Here is a 17,865-nt window from a genome sequence, read left to right on the forward strand (position 1 = left end):
TCTGTTACTCTTTATATTCCAACGTTTTTTTAAGCACTACATCTTCGGCCGAACGCGCTATCATTACATCAAATGTACCGGGTTCGGTAACCAGCTTCATTTGGTTGTTCCAGATGGCAAGATCTTCAGGTTTTACCATAAATTTTACCGTTTGGGTTTCGCCGGGTTTAAGACTGACTTTGTCAAAACCTTTGAGCGCCATCACCGGAGTGGTTACCGAATTTACTTTGTTACCCAGATACATCTGTACAACTTCTTTACCTGCCATACTGCCGCTATTGGTAACATCTACCGAAACAGTTACCGCCTCGTTTTTACCGAACGATGCCGCCGAAACCTGCATATTACTGTATTTAAACGTAGTATAACTTAAACCATAACCAAAAGGGAACAGCACATCGGGCGAAGAAAAAACATAGTCCTGACCCGGTTTTTCGGGTGAGCCGGGATTATGATAGAAGCCTTTATTGGACGCCACATGATTATAAAACACGGGAATATGCCCGGTTGATTGCGGGATAGACACCGTAAGCCTGCCCGATGGATTCACCTTCCCAAACAGGATATTGGCAATGGCGTTACCTCCCCTTTCTCCGGGGTACCATGCCTCCACAATAGCCGGGATATTTTCCTTTTCCCAACTGATGCTTTGCGGTCTGCCATGCACCAGCACCAGGATTACAGGCTTACCAGTTTTATAAACAGCCTGTAACAACTCCCGCTGTACGCCATCGGGATTAATGTCTGTAACATCATAACCCTCGCCGCAGGTAAATGGATCTTTAGGTTCGCTTTCGGGCGCGTGGCCATTCCAGCCTACACCAGAGAATACTACGCTGGTTGTGCCTAAAACTACCACCACAGCATCACTGTTCCTTGCTATTGCAACAGCTTCAGAAAAGCCGCTTTTGTCCGAACCGGAAAGCGTGCAACCTTTAGCGTAATTGATCTTCACTTTATTGCCAACCAATTGTTTAATGCCGTTAAGCACAGTTGTACCCGAACGACTATCGCGGGTTGAACTGTAATCGCCATATTGAACCTGGTTAGCATTAGGACCTATTACAGCGAGGGATTTCAGGTTGTTCATATTGAGCGGCAAAAGCTGTTTTTCATTCTTGAGCAGGATGATAGATTCCTCGGCTATTTGTTGCGACAGGGCGATATGATCCGGTGTATGCACCCGTTTTTTTAATGCCGAGATATCGGGAAGTCCCTTTTCAAACAAACCTGCTTTAAATTTTATGGTAAGGATGCGGGCAACGGCACTATCAATTTGTGCTTCTTTTACTTTACCTTCCTTTACAAGGCCGATCAGTTTGCCATATACATCTGAACTTGGGGCTTCGAGGTCCACCCCGGCGCTCAGGCCGATGGGTGCTGCTCCTTCAGCATCTTTGGCGATATGGTGAAAAGTATATAAATGTTTAAGGCCTTCATAATCTGAAAAAACGTAGCCATCAAAGCCCCATTCCTGCCTTAAAATGGTTTGCAGCAGGAAATGATTGGCATGTGCGGGCACACCGTCAATTTCATTGTAAGCAGGCATTACCGCATAAATATTTGCCTTCTGCACAGCATCTTTAAAGGGCGGCAAAAACATCGATCTTAACTCACGCTCCCCTACCGATGCCGGGGCCAGGTTAATACCTGCTACCGGAATACTGTAAGCTGCAAAATGTTTGGCTGTACACATCACTTTATCTTTTCCTATACCATTTTTTGTTTGCAATGGATCACCTTGCATACCGATCACAAATGAAGTACCCATACGGCTTACAAGGTATGGATCTTCGGCATAACACTCTTCATTGCGGCCATAACGCGGATCGCGGATCAGATCAAACAGCGGTGAAAGCGCCTGGTCAACTCCCGACGCGGATGCTTCGTAAGCTATAACCGATCCCATTTTTTCGATCAGCGCCGGGTTCCAGGTGCTCCCTTGTGCTATCGCCTGCGGAAAAATGGTTGCACCTGCTGCCAGTTGCCCGTGCAGGCATTCGCCTATTTGTATGGGTGGGATCCCTAAGCGCGTTTTTTCTTTAGCATACTTTTTTGCGGCGATGGATAGCGTTGTAATATCGTTGATATTGGTAAAAGGGCTTTCACACACGCCATAAGCAATTGGGTTTTGCATGGAGCCCTTTAAGGAGTTCATGCTCATCTGGCCTACCTTTTCTTCCAGCGTCATGCGGCTTAGCAGGTCTTTTACCCGCTCAGCTATGGGTGCTTTAGGATCTTTATAAACCTGCGCGCCGGCCGTTTTTATTACAAAAGCAAACGCGATGAGTAAGCATAATTTCTTTTGCATAGGTGTAAAGATTTTCATTTTTCAATGTAGAGACGCATCACATGCGTCTACCCCATGCAAATCACAAGGGCAAACACAGTTTCTCGTCCTAAAGGAGACGCATGTGATGCGTCTCTACAAATTCCTTGCTTAATGCATCAAATAAAACTTAGGATAAAGCTTTTCCCCTCCCGCAATCTTCAATTCTATCAGGGTTTGGTTTTCGTTGGCTTTATCAGCAATGTAATGGCCCCTCAAAGCATATACGCCCTTTTTCAAGTGTAACAATGCTTTTTGCGGTTCAACATATGTATTCATCCCCATTTTTATCACCGGCACCTCATCCAAAAACAAAGCCGGACTAACCTCAAAACCTGTAGTTAGTTCATAATCCGCTTCCTTATCTATCTTAATAAAGCCTTTAATTTTCACCCAATTAATTAAGCCTTCGTTAACAGGTTTCACAGGAACTATCAGGTTTGTTTCACCCATTTCTGCCGGCTTTTCATCTTGCAGTTTGGCTATATCACGTTCCCCGGTTTTAAAAACCTCATAGGCCATGCCGGGTTTCAGCTTAGCTACTTTTTCGTGTGCAGGCTTGATACTCACACGCTTAATATTGGCTGTTTGGCGAATGTGCTGATCATTCAATGTCCAGGTGGTAAATGTTCTTAAGCCGATACTATCTTTTAAAGGTACATTGATATTTACCGGAAAAGGCACAGCCAGGCTATTATTATCCGGCATTTTGCCGTTTAGCGAGTAACGAACTGTAGCACCTTTCAATGGATAATTCAAAGTTAGTTTAAACCTGCTTTTATTGGTAATAACGTTATCAACCCCATCAATATCGGGCAGGCGGGCATTGAAATTCCATAGCTTAAATAAACCATACTGGTTTTTCATTTTCCAGCCGAAGCGTTCAATGTCCTTTTCACTTTTGGGGCTCCAGGTGAGTTCGGCTACGGCAAGGGCACGGGGATAAACCATGTATTGCAGGTGCTGCGCGTTAGGCACCTTTTCGTTCCAGATATTGCCTTGCGCACCTAAAATATATTCGGCCTCGGCATTGGTCAGTTCTTTTGATTGCGGTTCGTAGTTGTAAACCATTTGCCAGGTAACCGGCGGGTTCCAGCCTATCGGCTCCAGGTCTTCATTGGCTTGCGGGGCGTCGAAATACATGTATGGTAAAGGTGTCATTACCACGTGGTGATGCATTTTGGCGGCTGCTATTCCACCGGCCTCTCCTTGCCAGCTCATTACCGTGGCCGATTCCGCAAGACCGCCCTGCAAGATCTCGTCCCAGCCTACCAGTCGCTTATTTTTCGAAAGCAGAAATTTTTCTATTCGTTTAATAAAATAACTCTGAACTTCTTTTTCACTTTTCAAGTGCTCACGTTTCATGAGGGCGACTGCGGTCGGGCTTTTCAGCCAGTCTACCATCTCCGCCTCATCACCACCAATATGAATGTATTGGTTCGGGAACAAGGCAATCACTTCAGTCAGCACATCCTCCATAAATTTGAAAGTGTACTCACTTGGGTCGAGCATTCGTACCCGATGTTTGGCTCCCGTCGAGTCCTGGCAGCCCAGCTGAGGATATGCAAAAATAGCAGCCTCGCTATGGCCCGGCATCTCAATTTCGGGCAGGATGGTTACAAACCTGTCCTGCGCGTATTTGATCACATCCCTTATCTCATCCTTGGTATAAAAACCATCGCGGCCATCATCAATCAGGTTGTCCAGCTTACGGAACTCACCCCGCTTGGCGTAATAACTGATCTTTGAACCCACTTCAGTTAGCCGGGGATATTTATCAATCTGGATACGCCAGCCTTCATCATCGGTTAAATGCCAGTGAAACGTATTAAGCTTATAATGTGCCATTACATCAATATACTTTTTCACCTCATCAACAGTAAAAAAATGACGGCTTACATCCAAACTTAACCCACGCCATCCAAAACGCGGCTGATCGGCAACAGTACATGCACTTATTTTCAATACCGGGCTTTTATCCGTCGGCAACAATTGAATCAATGTTTGTACGCCGTAAAACACCCCTGCTCCATTACCGCTGATACTTATTGATGCCGGGGTTACGTGCATGGTATAGGCACTTTCCGCGTTCGACCAAACATTGTTTAACCTGATAGCCGTATTAGCCGGGATCTTATCAAAAACCTTCACCGTAGTTTGCAGCCCATAATTTTGATTAAGATAATCCTGCAGGTATTTACCTATCGGCTCGGTCTCTTTATTAACCCCAATCACAGCGTTCTTACTCAGGATAAAACTACCCTTGCCGCCTTTCAAGCTTACCGGCTGCGGGATAATATGAAACTGCGCCTTTACTGTTATTACTGATAAAAGCAGCGAGACGGATAGAATAATATATTTTGACGATAGTATTTTCTTCATTTCAGGAGATAATGAACAAGGCTATACCTTGATAGTGATATTCTTTTTATATAGGATCCAAACCGGGATAAAAATGATCAGCACAGTTAAGATAGCACCCGCCAACGAAGCATTCTCGGGTGACAGATACGGCACAAACGCATTATTGTAAGTAAACGACCATAAATTGGTTTTACCCACAGGAATAGCGGCTATTACAGCCGGGATAATATCGGCCAAAACATAAGCGGCAATAGCATTGCGGCCAAAAGCTAAAAATGGCGGCAGTAAGGCTTTATTCCCTTTGATATCAATAAACCAATAGGAAAGCGTCAGGATATTAATAGCTAATCCTGCAGTAAGCAATACGAATGAGCTTGTCCACAGTTGTTTGTTGATAGGAAAGAATATATTCCAGATCAAGGCCAGCACGATCAATACAACACCCACGCCCATCATTTTAAACAGATCGGTACTGGTTTTAAATTTGCCGGTTTTAAGCCAGGTGCCGGTGAATACCCCTAATAAACAAGTTGCAACAGAGGGAATTGTGCCGAGTAAACCTTCCGGATCCCAGGTTTTGGATGAACCCCAGAGGTGGTTTTCGGTAAATACCGATCTGTCGATCCAGGCTCCTAAATTGGTAGCCGGTTCCAGATTAGGCGTTCCGAATCCAGGGACGGGTACCAGCGTCATTAATAAATAGTAACCGATAAGACAGCTTACAGCAATAACTACCTGTGTACGGATGCCGGCTTTAACGTACAGTAAAGCAGTTATGCCAAATACGAGCCCGATGCGCTGCAACACACCGGGAAAACGCAGATGCGCGAATTGAAAATCGTTGATCAATGGTAGACAGACGCCGAGCGCTATGATAATCAGCGTGCGTCTTAAAATAAATAGCAGTAATTTGTTATGGTTTGCAGTATCCGCCTTTTTACTTTCCATTGCGTATACAATGGATACACCTACCATAAACAGGAAGAAAGGAAATACCAAGTCGGTTGGGGTACAGCCGTTCCATTTGGAGTGTTCAAGCGGCCAGTAAATATGCCCCCAATCGCCGGGATCATTTACCAGGATCATGGCAGCTACAGTAAATCCCCTGAAAAAATCAAGCGAAAGCAGCCTCGGGCGGTTGGCCTTTACGTTACCTATATCTTTAAATGCCCCCTGCTGATTGACTACCGTTGTTGCCATGTGTAATAATGCCCTTAGCTACTTTTTATGCGTTTTTAAGATATATTTAAACTGGTAAGTGCCCGAGCCAACATCCATCTGCATATCGCCGCCAACTGGTTTGATGTTGGCAATATCTTTATTGGTGTTGATATCAATATTACCTTCAGTAACCGGACCATCAACAGCCGGCAGGGTGATCGTGGCAGTGGTATTTGGCGGCACTATGATATCAAGTGTAAAAATACCATTGTCAATGCTCCAGGCCGATTTTACTTTGCCATAAAGGGTTTCCAACTCGGCATTGGCATTGGTGAGTTTACCACCGGGATGCGGAAAGATATTGATTTTATGAAAACCCGGAGCAGCCTCATCGGTATTGATGCCTGCAATAACACGGTACATCCAATCGCCTATAGCTCCATAAGCGTAATGGTTAAAGGAGTTCATCTCCGGGTCTTCAAAGGTGCCGTTGGGTTTTATACCATCCCAGCGCTCCCATATAGTAGTAGCCCCGTTTTTTACGGGATAAAGCCATGAGGGGTATGACTCCTTCATCAACAGGTCATAGGCGATATCGGTGTGACCGAAACGACTTAACACGTGGCAGATGTAGGGTGTGCCTAAAAAGCCTGTTGTAATGTGTTCGTCATAATCCTCAATATTGTTTACCAGCCTTTTGGCTGCTGATTCGCGCAGGTTTTCGGGCAGCAGATCAAAATTCAGTGCAAGTACGTAAGATGTTTGCGTGCCGGAGATCATGCGCCCGTTAGGCGTAACATATTCTGCCAGGAAAGCCTTTTTGATATCGGCCAGCAAATCGGTGTATTTTTTAATATCATCCTGCTTACCCAATATGGTAGCAGCATTGATAACCAGTTGGGTAGAGTAAGCATAAAATGCCTGGGCTATCAGATTTTTATCGGTAAGGGCGGCACCGTCGGCATAGTCGGTACCTGCGTAAAACAGCCAGTCGCCAAAGTGGTTACCGGTGTCCCAAAGGCCGTTGCGGGTGTGGCGGGTAATATATCCCACCCAGGATATCATGCTTGGATATTGATTTTCCAAAACCTGCTTATCGCCATAGGCGAGGTAAATATTCCAGGGAGCAATGGTAGCCACGTCGCTCCAACCCGAAGCCGCAGCCGAAGCACTGTCCAGCATATCAGGAATCACATAAGGTACAGCCCCGTTTTTATGCTGATCGGCCGAAAGATCTTTCAGCCATTTAGTAAAAAAACCGGCTACGTCCATATTAAAGGTGGCCGTACGGCAAAAGGCCTGTGCATCGCCCGTCCAGCCCATACGTTCATCACGCTGCGGGCAATCGGTAGGCACATCAATAAAATTACCTTTTTGCCCCCATTGGATATTATGCTGTAACTGGTTAATAAGCGGGTTGGAGGTTGAAAACATCCCCGTTTGCGCCATATCTGAGTAAACAGCATTGGCTACCACATTTGTCGAATCCAGTTGACCGTCGTAGCCTTCTACCTTTAGGTACCTGAAACCCTGAAAGGTAAAATGCGGCTCGAAAGTCTCAACGCTGTCCCCCTTGAAAATATAAGTATTTTCCTGTTTTGCAGTACGCAGGTTTTTGGTGTAGAAATTTCCTTTCTGATCCAAAACCTCGGCATGAAAAAGCTTTATAGTATCGCCTGCTTTGGCTTTCAGTTTAAATTGTACCCAGCCAACCAGGTTTTGACCAAAATCAACCACATGTTCACCTGCAGGAGTAGTAAATACTTTCAGCGGCTTAAACATTTCGTGCTTGCGCACAGGAGGGCCAACCGAGGCCACTAAATTATCTTTAATGGTATCAATGGTTCGCACCGAATCCCAGGTTAGGTCTTTGTAAGCAATGGTAGACCAGCCTTTCTTTTCCTTGCGGGCATCGTAAACCTCGCCGTCAAAAAAAGACGATGAGCGGATTGGGCCGTAAGCCACCTTCCAGGTTTTGTCGGAATTAATCAGTATTCGCTTACCGTTTGTATATACAACCTCCAATTGAAACAGTAAACCAAGCTTGGTACCATAAACATTTTTTCGGCGATTATAGGTATAGCCACGGTACCAGCCATCGCCAAGGGTTACGCCAACTGCGTTATCACCCTTCAGCAAATCGGCAGTAACATCGTATACCTGGTATTGCAGGCGTTTATTGTAACTTGTCCATCCTGGGCCAAAATAATCTGTACTGATGCGTTTACCATTGAATTGTGCTTCGTATAAACCATGTGCAGTAATGTACAGATGTGCAGCGCGCACTTTATGATCAAGCTTAAACGTTTTCCTGAACATAGGGCTCGGGCCACCGGTAGTATCTGACAGGTAATTATCCTCTATCCATTTAGCGCTCCAGTCAGTTGGTTTAAGCAAACCCATTTTCCATGAATTAACCATGCTCCAGGAAGTAACCTGCTGCCTGTTATTCCAGATACGTACCTGCCAGTAAACTTTTTGCCGTGAGGCAAGTGCAGGGCCGCCATAGTAAACGTGCAACGATTCGCCGGATGCAACTTTGCCCGATGTCCAGAGCAGTTCTTTGCCTTTTAACAGTGACACAGCATTGCTGCCTACCCGCACCTCATAAGCAACTTGCTGAACGTTTCGGTCGCGGGTAATTAGTTTCCAGCCAAGACGCGGATTGGCCACATCTATAGAGATTGGGTTTATTTTATACTCGCAAATCAGATTATCAACCCTGAAAGGCGGCGGAACAGGTGGCGCTTTTTGAGCGTGTACAATTATTGGCAGATACGAAAAAAGCAATATAATGATGCGTGTGCATACCTTTTTACACATACCTTTTTTAGGGTTTAATAGTTTATGCTATTAAATATACTTTAACAGCGATATTGTTTTGATATGCACCTGTAATTTTTATTGAGGCATCTCAAAAAATGATGCGTTCATTGCAATATATACCTATAAACGTAATATGCCCCGATAAAAGTTTTAACCGGGACATATAACATTATCAATGCTCAAGGTTGCCCTCGTCAACCGGATATTGGAAAAGCAAACGGATATTGCTGTAGGCAGCCGAATTAATTTGCCATGAAGCATTTTTATAGGCACGTTCGCTGATAGCATGTGCTTTCATTACCTCAGTGGCCTTGCCGGTACGAAGCAAATCAAACCAGCGATGGTTTTCAAAAGCGAGTTCAACCTGGCGTTCGTGCGCTATAGCAGCCCGAAACTCATCCTGGCTGGAAACATTTAAATCAGGATTGGCATTCCCCATTGATTTAGGCTCAAGACCGGCGCGCTCCCTAACCAGGTTAAGGTATTTGAACGCATCGCCGCCGCCTGCAAAGCCTTGCTCATTTAAACATTCGGCCAGCATCAGGTAAACATCAGCATAGCGATAAACCGGGAAATTGTTACCGGTGATGCCTTTAACAGCACCAATACTTTGATACTTTTTAATGAATGGCAAATCGATGCCGTATTCGTCTGATGTAAAATCGGTTAATGAGGCGTCCCTCCTTTTGTCACCCTCTTCATAAGCATTTACCAGATCTTGTGTGGGGATATTCCAACCGTTTTGAGCGCCATTAGCTATTTCGTAACCGGTAATATCAGTATCATAATAATCCCAGGGGATGAAAGTATCAACAAAATCGCTGCCAAGCCCGTTAGGCCCCTCAATATACTGGATCTCAAATATCGATTCGGGGCCGTTTTCTTTATGAATATCAAAGTTATCGGCATAATCAGCATTCAGGCTGTAAGCACCTGACGAAATAATTGCTCGAAGCAGCGGTATAGCCAGGTCAAATTTCTTTTGGGTCATATACACTTCGGCCAGCATAGTTTCGGCGGTACCCTTAGTCACACGCCCTTTATCGGTAGTAGCCGAATACTTTACCGGTAATTTAGCAATTGCCGCCTGGGCATCGGCAATAATTTGGGTATAAATTTTAGCAACCGGACTTTTAGTGGCAACTTTAAATGCATCGCCTACAGATTGTGCTTCCGTAAGTACTAAAGGAGCATCACCAAACATGCGCACAATATTAAAATAATTAAAGGCGCGTAAAAACGATGCCTGCCCGGCTATAGTATCTGAAATACCGGCATCAAGCTTAGCCGCAGGTAAACGCTCAAGAATAACATTACAGCGGCCAATATCTATATAACTGGTATTAAAAAAAGACTCTACCAAACCGTTGTTATTCAACTCCCGGAACTCATCTATTTCCTCGTTATCTGTACGAGAACGATCATAAGGGTCATACTCGTACGACGTATTATCAGACCGCATTTCGGCCATAGCCCAAAATGCGCCATTATATAAGCCCTGAAGCGGGGCATACGCACCATTAGTAGCCTGAACAAACTGGGCTTTAGTTTTAAAAAAGTTGATACCATTTTGAGTATCGGTAGGCTGAAGACTCAGATAATCCTTTTTACAGCTGCTTAAAACAGTCACGCAAAGGAAAATTAAAAGGTATATATATTTTTTCATGCTTTTCAGTTGTTAAAGTTTGAACTTATCAATTGATACTTTAAAAGCCTCGATACTTTAAAATGTTACGTTACAACCCAATGTATAAACAGCCGAAACCGGGTATCCCGTAAAGTTTACATTTGGTGAAAGCGAACGGTTACCATCCTGCCCTTCAATGCCTACTTCAGGGCTTCCGCCTCTGTATCCTGTTATCAGGATAGCGTTTTGAGCACTAAAATAAACCCTGAAATTTTTGCTGAACTTTGTTTTAAAGTTGTATCCAAGATCGATGTTTTTAACCATCAGGTATGAGTTACTTTCAACCCAGTATGAAGGGTAATAATCACGCGCAAGGTTAGTGTTTGATACAGTTGTTGGCAATATGCCCGCCCCCGGTTGCTGAGGCGACCGCCAGCGTTGTATTACCGATTGTTCAACGTTAAATACCCCATCAAGGTTAGTGGTAAACTGTTTGTACATATCAAATACGTGCCCGCCAACTGAGCCTGCCGAAATGATATTCATATCAAAGCCCTTATATGATAAATGGTTGTTAAAACCGAAGGTAAACTTTGGCCACGGGTTACCGATAGGCACCTGATCATGCCCGTCAATGATGCCATCATTATTAACATCCTTATACCTGATATTACCAACTTGTTCGCCATCAAAATGCGGATATTTATCAAGTTCGGCCTGATTTTGGAATATTCCTTCAAATATGTAACCATAAAATTGCCCCAATGGTAACCCCGCCTGCGTTATGCTGGTAGGGTTATCATTAATTGGTGCATCATATATGTAGGGTGTAGGGCCCAAGCTAATTACTTTGTTACGGTTGAACGAAATGTTCATATCGGTGCTCCATTTAAAATCCCTGCTAACTATATTTTTTGTAGTTAAGGTAAATTCCCAGCCCCGGTTACGCACATTACCAACGTTTGTCAAAGCACCGGTGTAACCCGAAACTACGGGTACCGGAATATATTGAAGTAATCTTTCAGTAAAACGGTTATAATACTCTGCAATTAAATAAACACGGCCTTTTAACAGGGAAATATCAACACCCAAATCAAGCTGTTTAGTAGTTTCCCAACCCAGTTCCTGGTTGCCCAAATCTGTTAAAGATTTACCCGGAGCAAGCGCCCCGCCAAAGGTATAATTGGTATCGCCAACCTGCGATACCCACATATAACTTGCTACGTTATTATTACCGGCATGGCCGTAACTGCCCGAAAACTTAACCTGGTCGATAAAAGACGTTTTAGGAAAAAACGGCTCATCCGAAATACGCCATCCGCCCGAAACCGACGGAAATGTCCCCCACCTGTGCCCGGGTGCAAATCTTGATGAACCATCACGCCTGATTGAGGCACTTAACAGGTACTTGTCTTTATAAGCGTAATTTACCCTGCCTACCAACGACAGGAGACGCCATTCTTCATTACTTGAACTGGCGGTAATGGTTGTTGCTGAACCTAAAGTATGGATAGCATCATCAGGAAAATCGGTACCATATGTTAAACGGTAACGGTTGGTTTCCTGTTGTACCGAATAATCGCCTAAAACGGTTAATGTATGATTACCCCACGTTTTTTTATAGGTAGCCGAATTTTCACTAAGCCAGTTAAAGGTGTTTGATGAGTTAAATGAACCAACAGCTTTTACCTGTGTACCATCGCGGTTTGGCGCATTAAAGCCCCCCAAAAATGACGGCCGGAAATAATCACCGTTGCTATTTTGATAATCAACACCAAAGGTTGATCTTAATGTAAGTCCATCAATAACCTTCCATTCGGCATAGGCATTGGCCAGCGTACGGAATTGCTTATACATATTTGTCGTATTTACCAATGCGCTTACCGGATTCACATTCTGGAATGTACCCGGCGATCCTATGACATTGGTATACGAACCATCAGGTTGTTTTACAGGGATAAGCGGGCTTTCAAGATAAGCCTGACTTAATGCAGCAGAAAGGAAATGTCCATCTGTTTGCTGCAAGTTACGTAAGCTGTATGTGGGGGCAATACTTAACCCAACTGTAACGTTTTTCGCCACATCAGCATCCATAGTTCCCTTTAACGAATAGCGCTGAAACCCGGTGTTAAGTACGGTTCCGCGCTGGTCAAAATATCCCATTGAAAACAGGGAACGGGCTTTTTCAGTACCGTTAGATACCGTTACGTCATAGTTTTGTATTGGCGCTACCCTTGTTACCGCATCAAACCAATCTGTACCTTTTCCTAAGGCAGCGGGATTTTTATAGGCATCAGGGATGGGGTTATTGGTTCCGTTTACCTGGTTGGCATCCTGGATAGCCTCTGTGCGCCACTGTGCAAATTGTGAGGCAGTCATCATTTTTAGCTTGCTTTGCGATAGGATGCTCTGCACGCCGGTGGATGTATTTACCGTTACTGATGATTCGCCTTTTTTTGCCCGCTTGGTAGTGATCAAAATAACGCCGTTTGAACCGCGCGAGCCGTAGATAGCAGTAGAAGCCGCATCTTTTAACACACTGATATTTTCAATATCATCAGGATTAATAGTGCTTAAAGGATTGGAATACTGATCGAAACCCTGAGATATCGGAAAACCGTCTATTACATACAGCGGATCATCGCCTGCCCCAATTGAACCCGCACCACGGATGTTAACAGATACACCACCACCCGGGGTTCCTGTTACCTGATTTACGGTAACACCGGCCAACTGACCGGCCAGCTTCAAATCAAGGCTTGCTGTCTTGATCTCTTTGATATTGGCCATTTTTACTGAGCCTACCGCACCCGTTACATCTTTACGTTCCTGGTTACCGTAACCAACAACAACAACTTCTTTTAACTCCTTGTTATCCTCACTCAAAACAACATTGATAGTTGTCCGCTTGTTAACCGGTTCTTCTTTAGTTTGAAAACCGATGAAAGTAAACACCAATACCCCGTTATCTTCGGCGCTAAGCGTATACTTACCATCCACACCTGTTATAGCACCTGCATTAGTGCCTTTTACTTTAACATTAACACCCGGAAGCGGCTGGTTTTTATCATCAACAACAGTACCTGTAATGGTAATTGGTGCCTGCGTAGTGTTTGCAGTGGCATCTTTTTTATTTACGATGATATTTTTATCATCAATAACATACGTTAGTGGCTCATCCTTAAAACACTGCAGCAATGCTTCCTGCAATGTGGCGTTAGTTAGCGAAAGATTAACCGGTTTGGTTTTTGAAATGTCCTTATATCTGTAGAAAAAATAGTAGCCGCTTTGCTTCTCAATTGCCTTAAAAGCTTTATCAAGCGCTATCCCTCTCTCATTCAAGGTTATAGATTGTGAAAAACTTTTAGCACTTAGCTGCAGGCAGCCGATAGTTAGTAATAAGACGGTCAATCTCATCGTCAAAAACAGTTTTGAATGTGTACCAAAGGCACTAAATACTTTACCAGTAAAGTTTAAATGCATAACTTCGTGATGTTTGGGTTAAAAAAATCTGTTATTGAAAACTCAGGAAAGCTTGATCCAATTCATTATGCCGGAAGCGTTGCAGCGCTTCCGGCTTTTCTTTCATTTGGATAAGGAAACTTAGGTTGGAATATTTTGAGGAGTTATAGTCAGTTTTTCTTCATAGATTTTGTTTAGCAGTTAAAAATCAGTTGCCGGTTATTTTAAGGGGTAACAATTATCTTTTTGTTCTCGATCCTAAAACGCACATGGCTTAATTCAAGGATATGCAACACCTGCGATAGTTTTACATCCCTTCTGATCTTACCTACAAACTCATCATCAGGTATTTTGCCTTCGTACATTACTTCGGTACCATACCACCTCGAAAGCTGTTTCATAATATCTTGTATGTTTACCCGTTCAAAGTCAAAGAAGCCATTTTTCCAGGCTACTGCTTCGTCGGTATCCACATCAATAATTTTAATGCCTTTATCATTTATAACACCCTGCTGACCGGGTTTTAGCATATTACTTACATTACCATGGGTTAACCTTACCAGGCCTTCAAGCAGGGTGGTTTTAACTGCAGCCTCATCATTATAGGCCATGATATTAAAATGCGTACCCAGTACTGTCACATTAATATCTTTGACCTTTACATTGAACGGTTTCGCTTTATTTTTAACCACTTCAAAATAGCCTTCGCCGGTGAGATCAACGTCGCGTTCATTACCGGTGAACGCTGTAGGGAATTTTAAAGATGATGCAGAATTAAGCCAAACTTTTGAACCATCCGGAAGCACAACCTGATATTGTCCTCCACGGGGAGTACTGATAGTATTATAGGCAACAGGGCCATTTTGCTGATCTTTATCGGCAGAGTAAACTACTTCTCCATCTTTGGTTTTTTTGATGCTGATATTGCCTGTTTGATTTAGCAAACCAATCTTGGCCGAATCCAAAATCACCTTTGAGCCATTAGCAAGCGTTAAAACCGCCCGGTTATCACCGGGATCAACGTCATGTTTTACAATGGCTTTGTTTTGGGCGGCTAATTGTTGCTGTTCGTGTTTGTGATACCAATGATACACAGCCGTACCCGATACAGCCAGCAGAATAGCTGCCGCGGCAACATTCCTGAAAAAATGTAGCCTTACAACTTTTGAGCTTTTGTTAAGCACCGGTTGGGCTATCGCCTGCCTGATGTTGTTTAACATCCGGTCTTCCAACTCCTGCCTCACACCAATTATCTTTTCGTCCCACTCGTCGGTATCGCCCTGAAAGCTTTCAAAAAAATTCAACAGCTGTTCCTTCTCCGCGGCAGTTGTTTGCCCGGCCAGGTATTTATCTATCAACTGTAAAAATTCTTGTTTTTGCACAACAGTGTTTTGTGAGGGAGAGTAAAAAAACAGGGGTATCCCCTACTCCGAAATGAAAAAAAGTTAAAAAATAATTTCAGGCAAGCGCCATTCAGTATTTTTTACACTGAATATCAATACATTACATGTTTACACACCAAGTTAGATGTCCTTATTTATCCAAGAAAAACATCAATGCTTCTACGATAAAAGCTGCTCCCAGCGAGCCGCGCAACTCGCGAAGTGCTTTGGTTAAATGATTTTCGACGGTTTTGGTGGAGATATTGAGTTGCAGCGCTATTTCCTTGTGGCTAAGGCACTCTTCACGGCTCAACTTGTAAACTTCCCGGCATTTTTGGGGCAGGGTATCAATTACCTGGTTTATCTGTAATAAAAGTTCTTTATGCTCAATACTGTTGTGAGTAGCCGGCGTATGCAGGCGTTCTATCAGATCATCAAAAATTTCGCTTCTTACAGGCACCCCTACCCGGATTTGCCTGTAAACGCCGTAGCGTACCGATGCATATAAGTAAGCTTTAAGTGATACACTGATCTCCACTTCGGCACGGCAATCCCAAAGCTTAATAAAAAGTTCCTGGATAATGTCTTCGCAGGCTTGCCTGTCTTTCAAAATATTATAAGCAGCCTTAAAAAGCGAAGCCCAGTATCGTCTGTAGATCATGGTAAGCGCCGTTTCATCATCAGCCTTCAAGCGGCTAATGAGCACGGTATCGCTCAGCACAATTTTATCAGACATAGTCTACCAATTAAGTTATCAGAAAAATAAAGGCTAAAATTACTTAAATATTAAGTTATTATATTTAAAAAGTAAAAATAAGCTTAGATGCTCTTTATTAAGCACTTAAGCTAAAATTTCGGGCATCAAATAATCATATAAAATAAGCTGGCAATTAATAAAGAATACCGATAGAATGGCTGCGTTCAAGAAAGGCATTACCCATTTTGCGTAATTTAAACATAAAAAAGAGCCACCCCTCCGGACAGCCCTTCACTCTTAAAACACTCAACTTTGAAAACAATCAACTCTTCAATATTTCATTTGCCAATACTATTTCTTCATGCGAGATAGTATGCTGGCGGCCTTTATATATTTTGAGGGCAACATCGGCATTCAATGCTTTTAATACATCAACGCTTTCGTTAACCCTGCTCACGGGTACGTGTGGGTCAGGATCGCCGGTGGTGATCAGTATCGGGGTATTATTAAAATCGCCTTTATAGTTTTCCTTAACCAGTTGCTCTCCTATCAACCCGCCGGTAAAAGCTATAATGCCCCCGTATTTGCCGGCATTACGACCGGTATATTCAAGTGTTAAACATGCCCCCTGCGAGAACCCGAGGAAATAAATATTTTCCTGTGTTATTCCTTTTTGTTTGATATCCTCAACCAGTTCGCCAATTACTTCAAGAGCCGAATCCAGTGCCGGTTGATTGTTCTGCACCGGTGCCATAAAACTGTATGGATACCAGCTATGCTCATTAGCCTGCGGCGCGAAGATGGCATATCCATCCAACTCAAGATGATCTTTAAGCGATATGATACTGCTTGCCGATGCTCCGCGGCCATGCAGCATAATGATAGCTTTTTTGGCCTGTTCGGCGGGAACTCCCGCCGAAACAACCTGTTTTGTGTGCCTGTACATCTATCTGATTAAACTAATGATGGTAATGTTTTTTCCAATTCGCTGCGCAGGTTTTCATACTGTGCAGGCAATTTTAAACCTGTGCCCAATAACTCGGCTGGTTCATCAACCGCGAAGCCTGGGTTATCGGTTGCTATTTCAAATAAAACACCACCTGGTTCGCGGAAGTATAATGAGTAGAAATAGTTCCTGTCTATTTTATCCGTGATGTGCAAACCGAGTTTAGCTATCTTTTCACGGTATTCCATCAACACTTTTTCGTTAGGTACACGGAATGCAACGTGGTGAACAGAACCACCGGCTACATGACCGGCAACTTCTCCCGGAACTTCAACCAAATCGACTATAGCGGCATTTTCAACCGCATCGGTAATAAACCTGTAACGGTTAACATGCTGTTCCAGTAAGCGATAGCCCAATACATCGGTTAATATTTTGGCAGTAGCTTCAATTTTGTTTGATGTAATGGTAATGCTGTGGAAACCTTTGGTAGCGTTGGCAGAGGTTACTTCGGCAGTTTCCCATGGGGTACGGTTATCGGCAGTTTTTGGTACGATAAGTTCAAATTTCAAACCATCAGGATCCAGGAAAGTAAGATACTGCTCACCAAATTTTTCGGCTGGTTTGTTGTAAATCACGTTGTTATCTTCAAACCTTTTCAACCAAAAATCAAGACTTCCTTCTGGTACTGAATAACCAATTTCAGTTACCTGGCGTGCGCCACGCCTGCCGGCTGTTATACCTTCCCAGGGGAAGAAAGTAAGGATGGAGCCGGGAGTACCGTTACCATCGCCATAATATAAGTGATAGGTACCTGGATCATCAAAATTTACGGTTTTTTTAACCAGCCTTAAGCCCAATACACGGGTATAAAAATCATAGTTCTTTTTAGCATTGCCAGCAATTGCAGTAATGTGGTGAATGCCGTTTATAGTGTTTTCCATTGTTTTCCTTGTTTTAAATCTTTTAATACTTGCTGTGTTATTATGATTCAAAATTACGGTCAAAATCACCGGCGGCACTTGATGTAGGATAAGAAAAACGGGGGTGGTGTATTTTTATTGTTAAACG

At 43.5% G+C, this 17,865-nt stretch carries 10 protein-coding genes; all 10 read right to left on the reverse strand.

Annotated features, from left to right (window positions below; translation table 11 throughout):
* Nucleotides 1–4 precede the first annotated feature (4 nt).
* Nucleotides 5–2,311, reverse strand: coding sequence for a glycoside hydrolase family 3 N-terminal domain-containing protein (locus ACEN9X_RS03685; RefSeq protein ID WP_413669131.1), 2,307 nt, complete (start codon nt 2,309–2,311; stop codon nt 5–7).
* A 129-nt stretch (nt 2,312–2,440) separates the two neighbouring features.
* Complete coding sequence (locus ACEN9X_RS03690; RefSeq protein WP_413669132.1) at nt 2,441–4,711, reverse strand: beta-N-acetylhexosaminidase; 2,271 nt, start codon at nt 4,709–4,711, stop codon at nt 2,441–2,443.
* Nucleotides 4,712–4,732: 21 nt separating this feature from the next.
* Nucleotides 4,733–5,893: an acyltransferase family protein gene (locus tag ACEN9X_RS03695; RefSeq protein WP_413669133.1), complete on the reverse strand. Its 1,161-nt coding sequence runs from the start codon at nt 5,891–5,893 to the stop codon at nt 4,733–4,735.
* 18 nt (nt 5,894–5,911) lie between these two features.
* Nucleotides 5,912–8,677, reverse strand: coding sequence for a family 78 glycoside hydrolase catalytic domain (locus tag ACEN9X_RS03700; protein WP_413669134.1), 2,766 nt, complete (start codon nt 8,675–8,677; stop codon nt 5,912–5,914).
* A gap of 175 nt (nt 8,678–8,852) precedes the next feature.
* Nucleotides 8,853–10,346: a RagB/SusD family nutrient uptake outer membrane protein gene (locus ACEN9X_RS03705; protein WP_413669135.1), complete on the reverse strand. Its 1,494-nt coding sequence runs from the start codon at nt 10,344–10,346 to the stop codon at nt 8,853–8,855.
* A 57-nt stretch (nt 10,347–10,403) separates the two neighbouring features.
* Nucleotides 10,404–13,724 (reverse strand): TonB-dependent receptor, encoded by a 3,321-nt coding sequence (locus ACEN9X_RS03710; protein ID WP_413669136.1) that lies wholly within the window; start codon nt 13,722–13,724, stop codon nt 10,404–10,406.
* Between the two features lie 269 nt (nt 13,725–13,993).
* On the reverse strand, nt 13,994–15,151 hold the full coding sequence (locus tag ACEN9X_RS03715) for a FecR family protein (RefSeq protein WP_413669137.1): 1,158 nt from the start codon (nt 15,149–15,151) through the stop codon (nt 13,994–13,996).
* Between the two features lie 151 nt (nt 15,152–15,302).
* Nucleotides 15,303–15,887, reverse strand: a complete 585-nt coding sequence (locus ACEN9X_RS03720) for an RNA polymerase sigma-70 factor (protein WP_413669138.1) — start codon at nt 15,885–15,887, stop codon at nt 15,303–15,305.
* 283 nt (nt 15,888–16,170) lie between these two features.
* The gene (locus ACEN9X_RS03725; RefSeq protein ID WP_413669139.1) at nt 16,171–16,794 is read right to left on the reverse strand and encodes an alpha/beta hydrolase; all 624 of its coding nucleotides are present in this window, start codon (nt 16,792–16,794) and stop codon (nt 16,171–16,173) included.
* An 8-nt stretch (nt 16,795–16,802) separates the two neighbouring features.
* On the reverse strand, nt 16,803–17,738 hold the full coding sequence (locus tag ACEN9X_RS03730) for a ring-cleaving dioxygenase (RefSeq protein WP_413669140.1): 936 nt from the start codon (nt 17,736–17,738) through the stop codon (nt 16,803–16,805).
* Nucleotides 17,739–17,865: the final 127 nt, after the last annotated feature.

Source organism: Mucilaginibacter sp. Mucisp86 (assembly GCF_047324315.1).
Taxonomy (GTDB): Bacteria; Bacteroidota; Bacteroidia; order Sphingobacteriales; family Sphingobacteriaceae; genus Mucilaginibacter.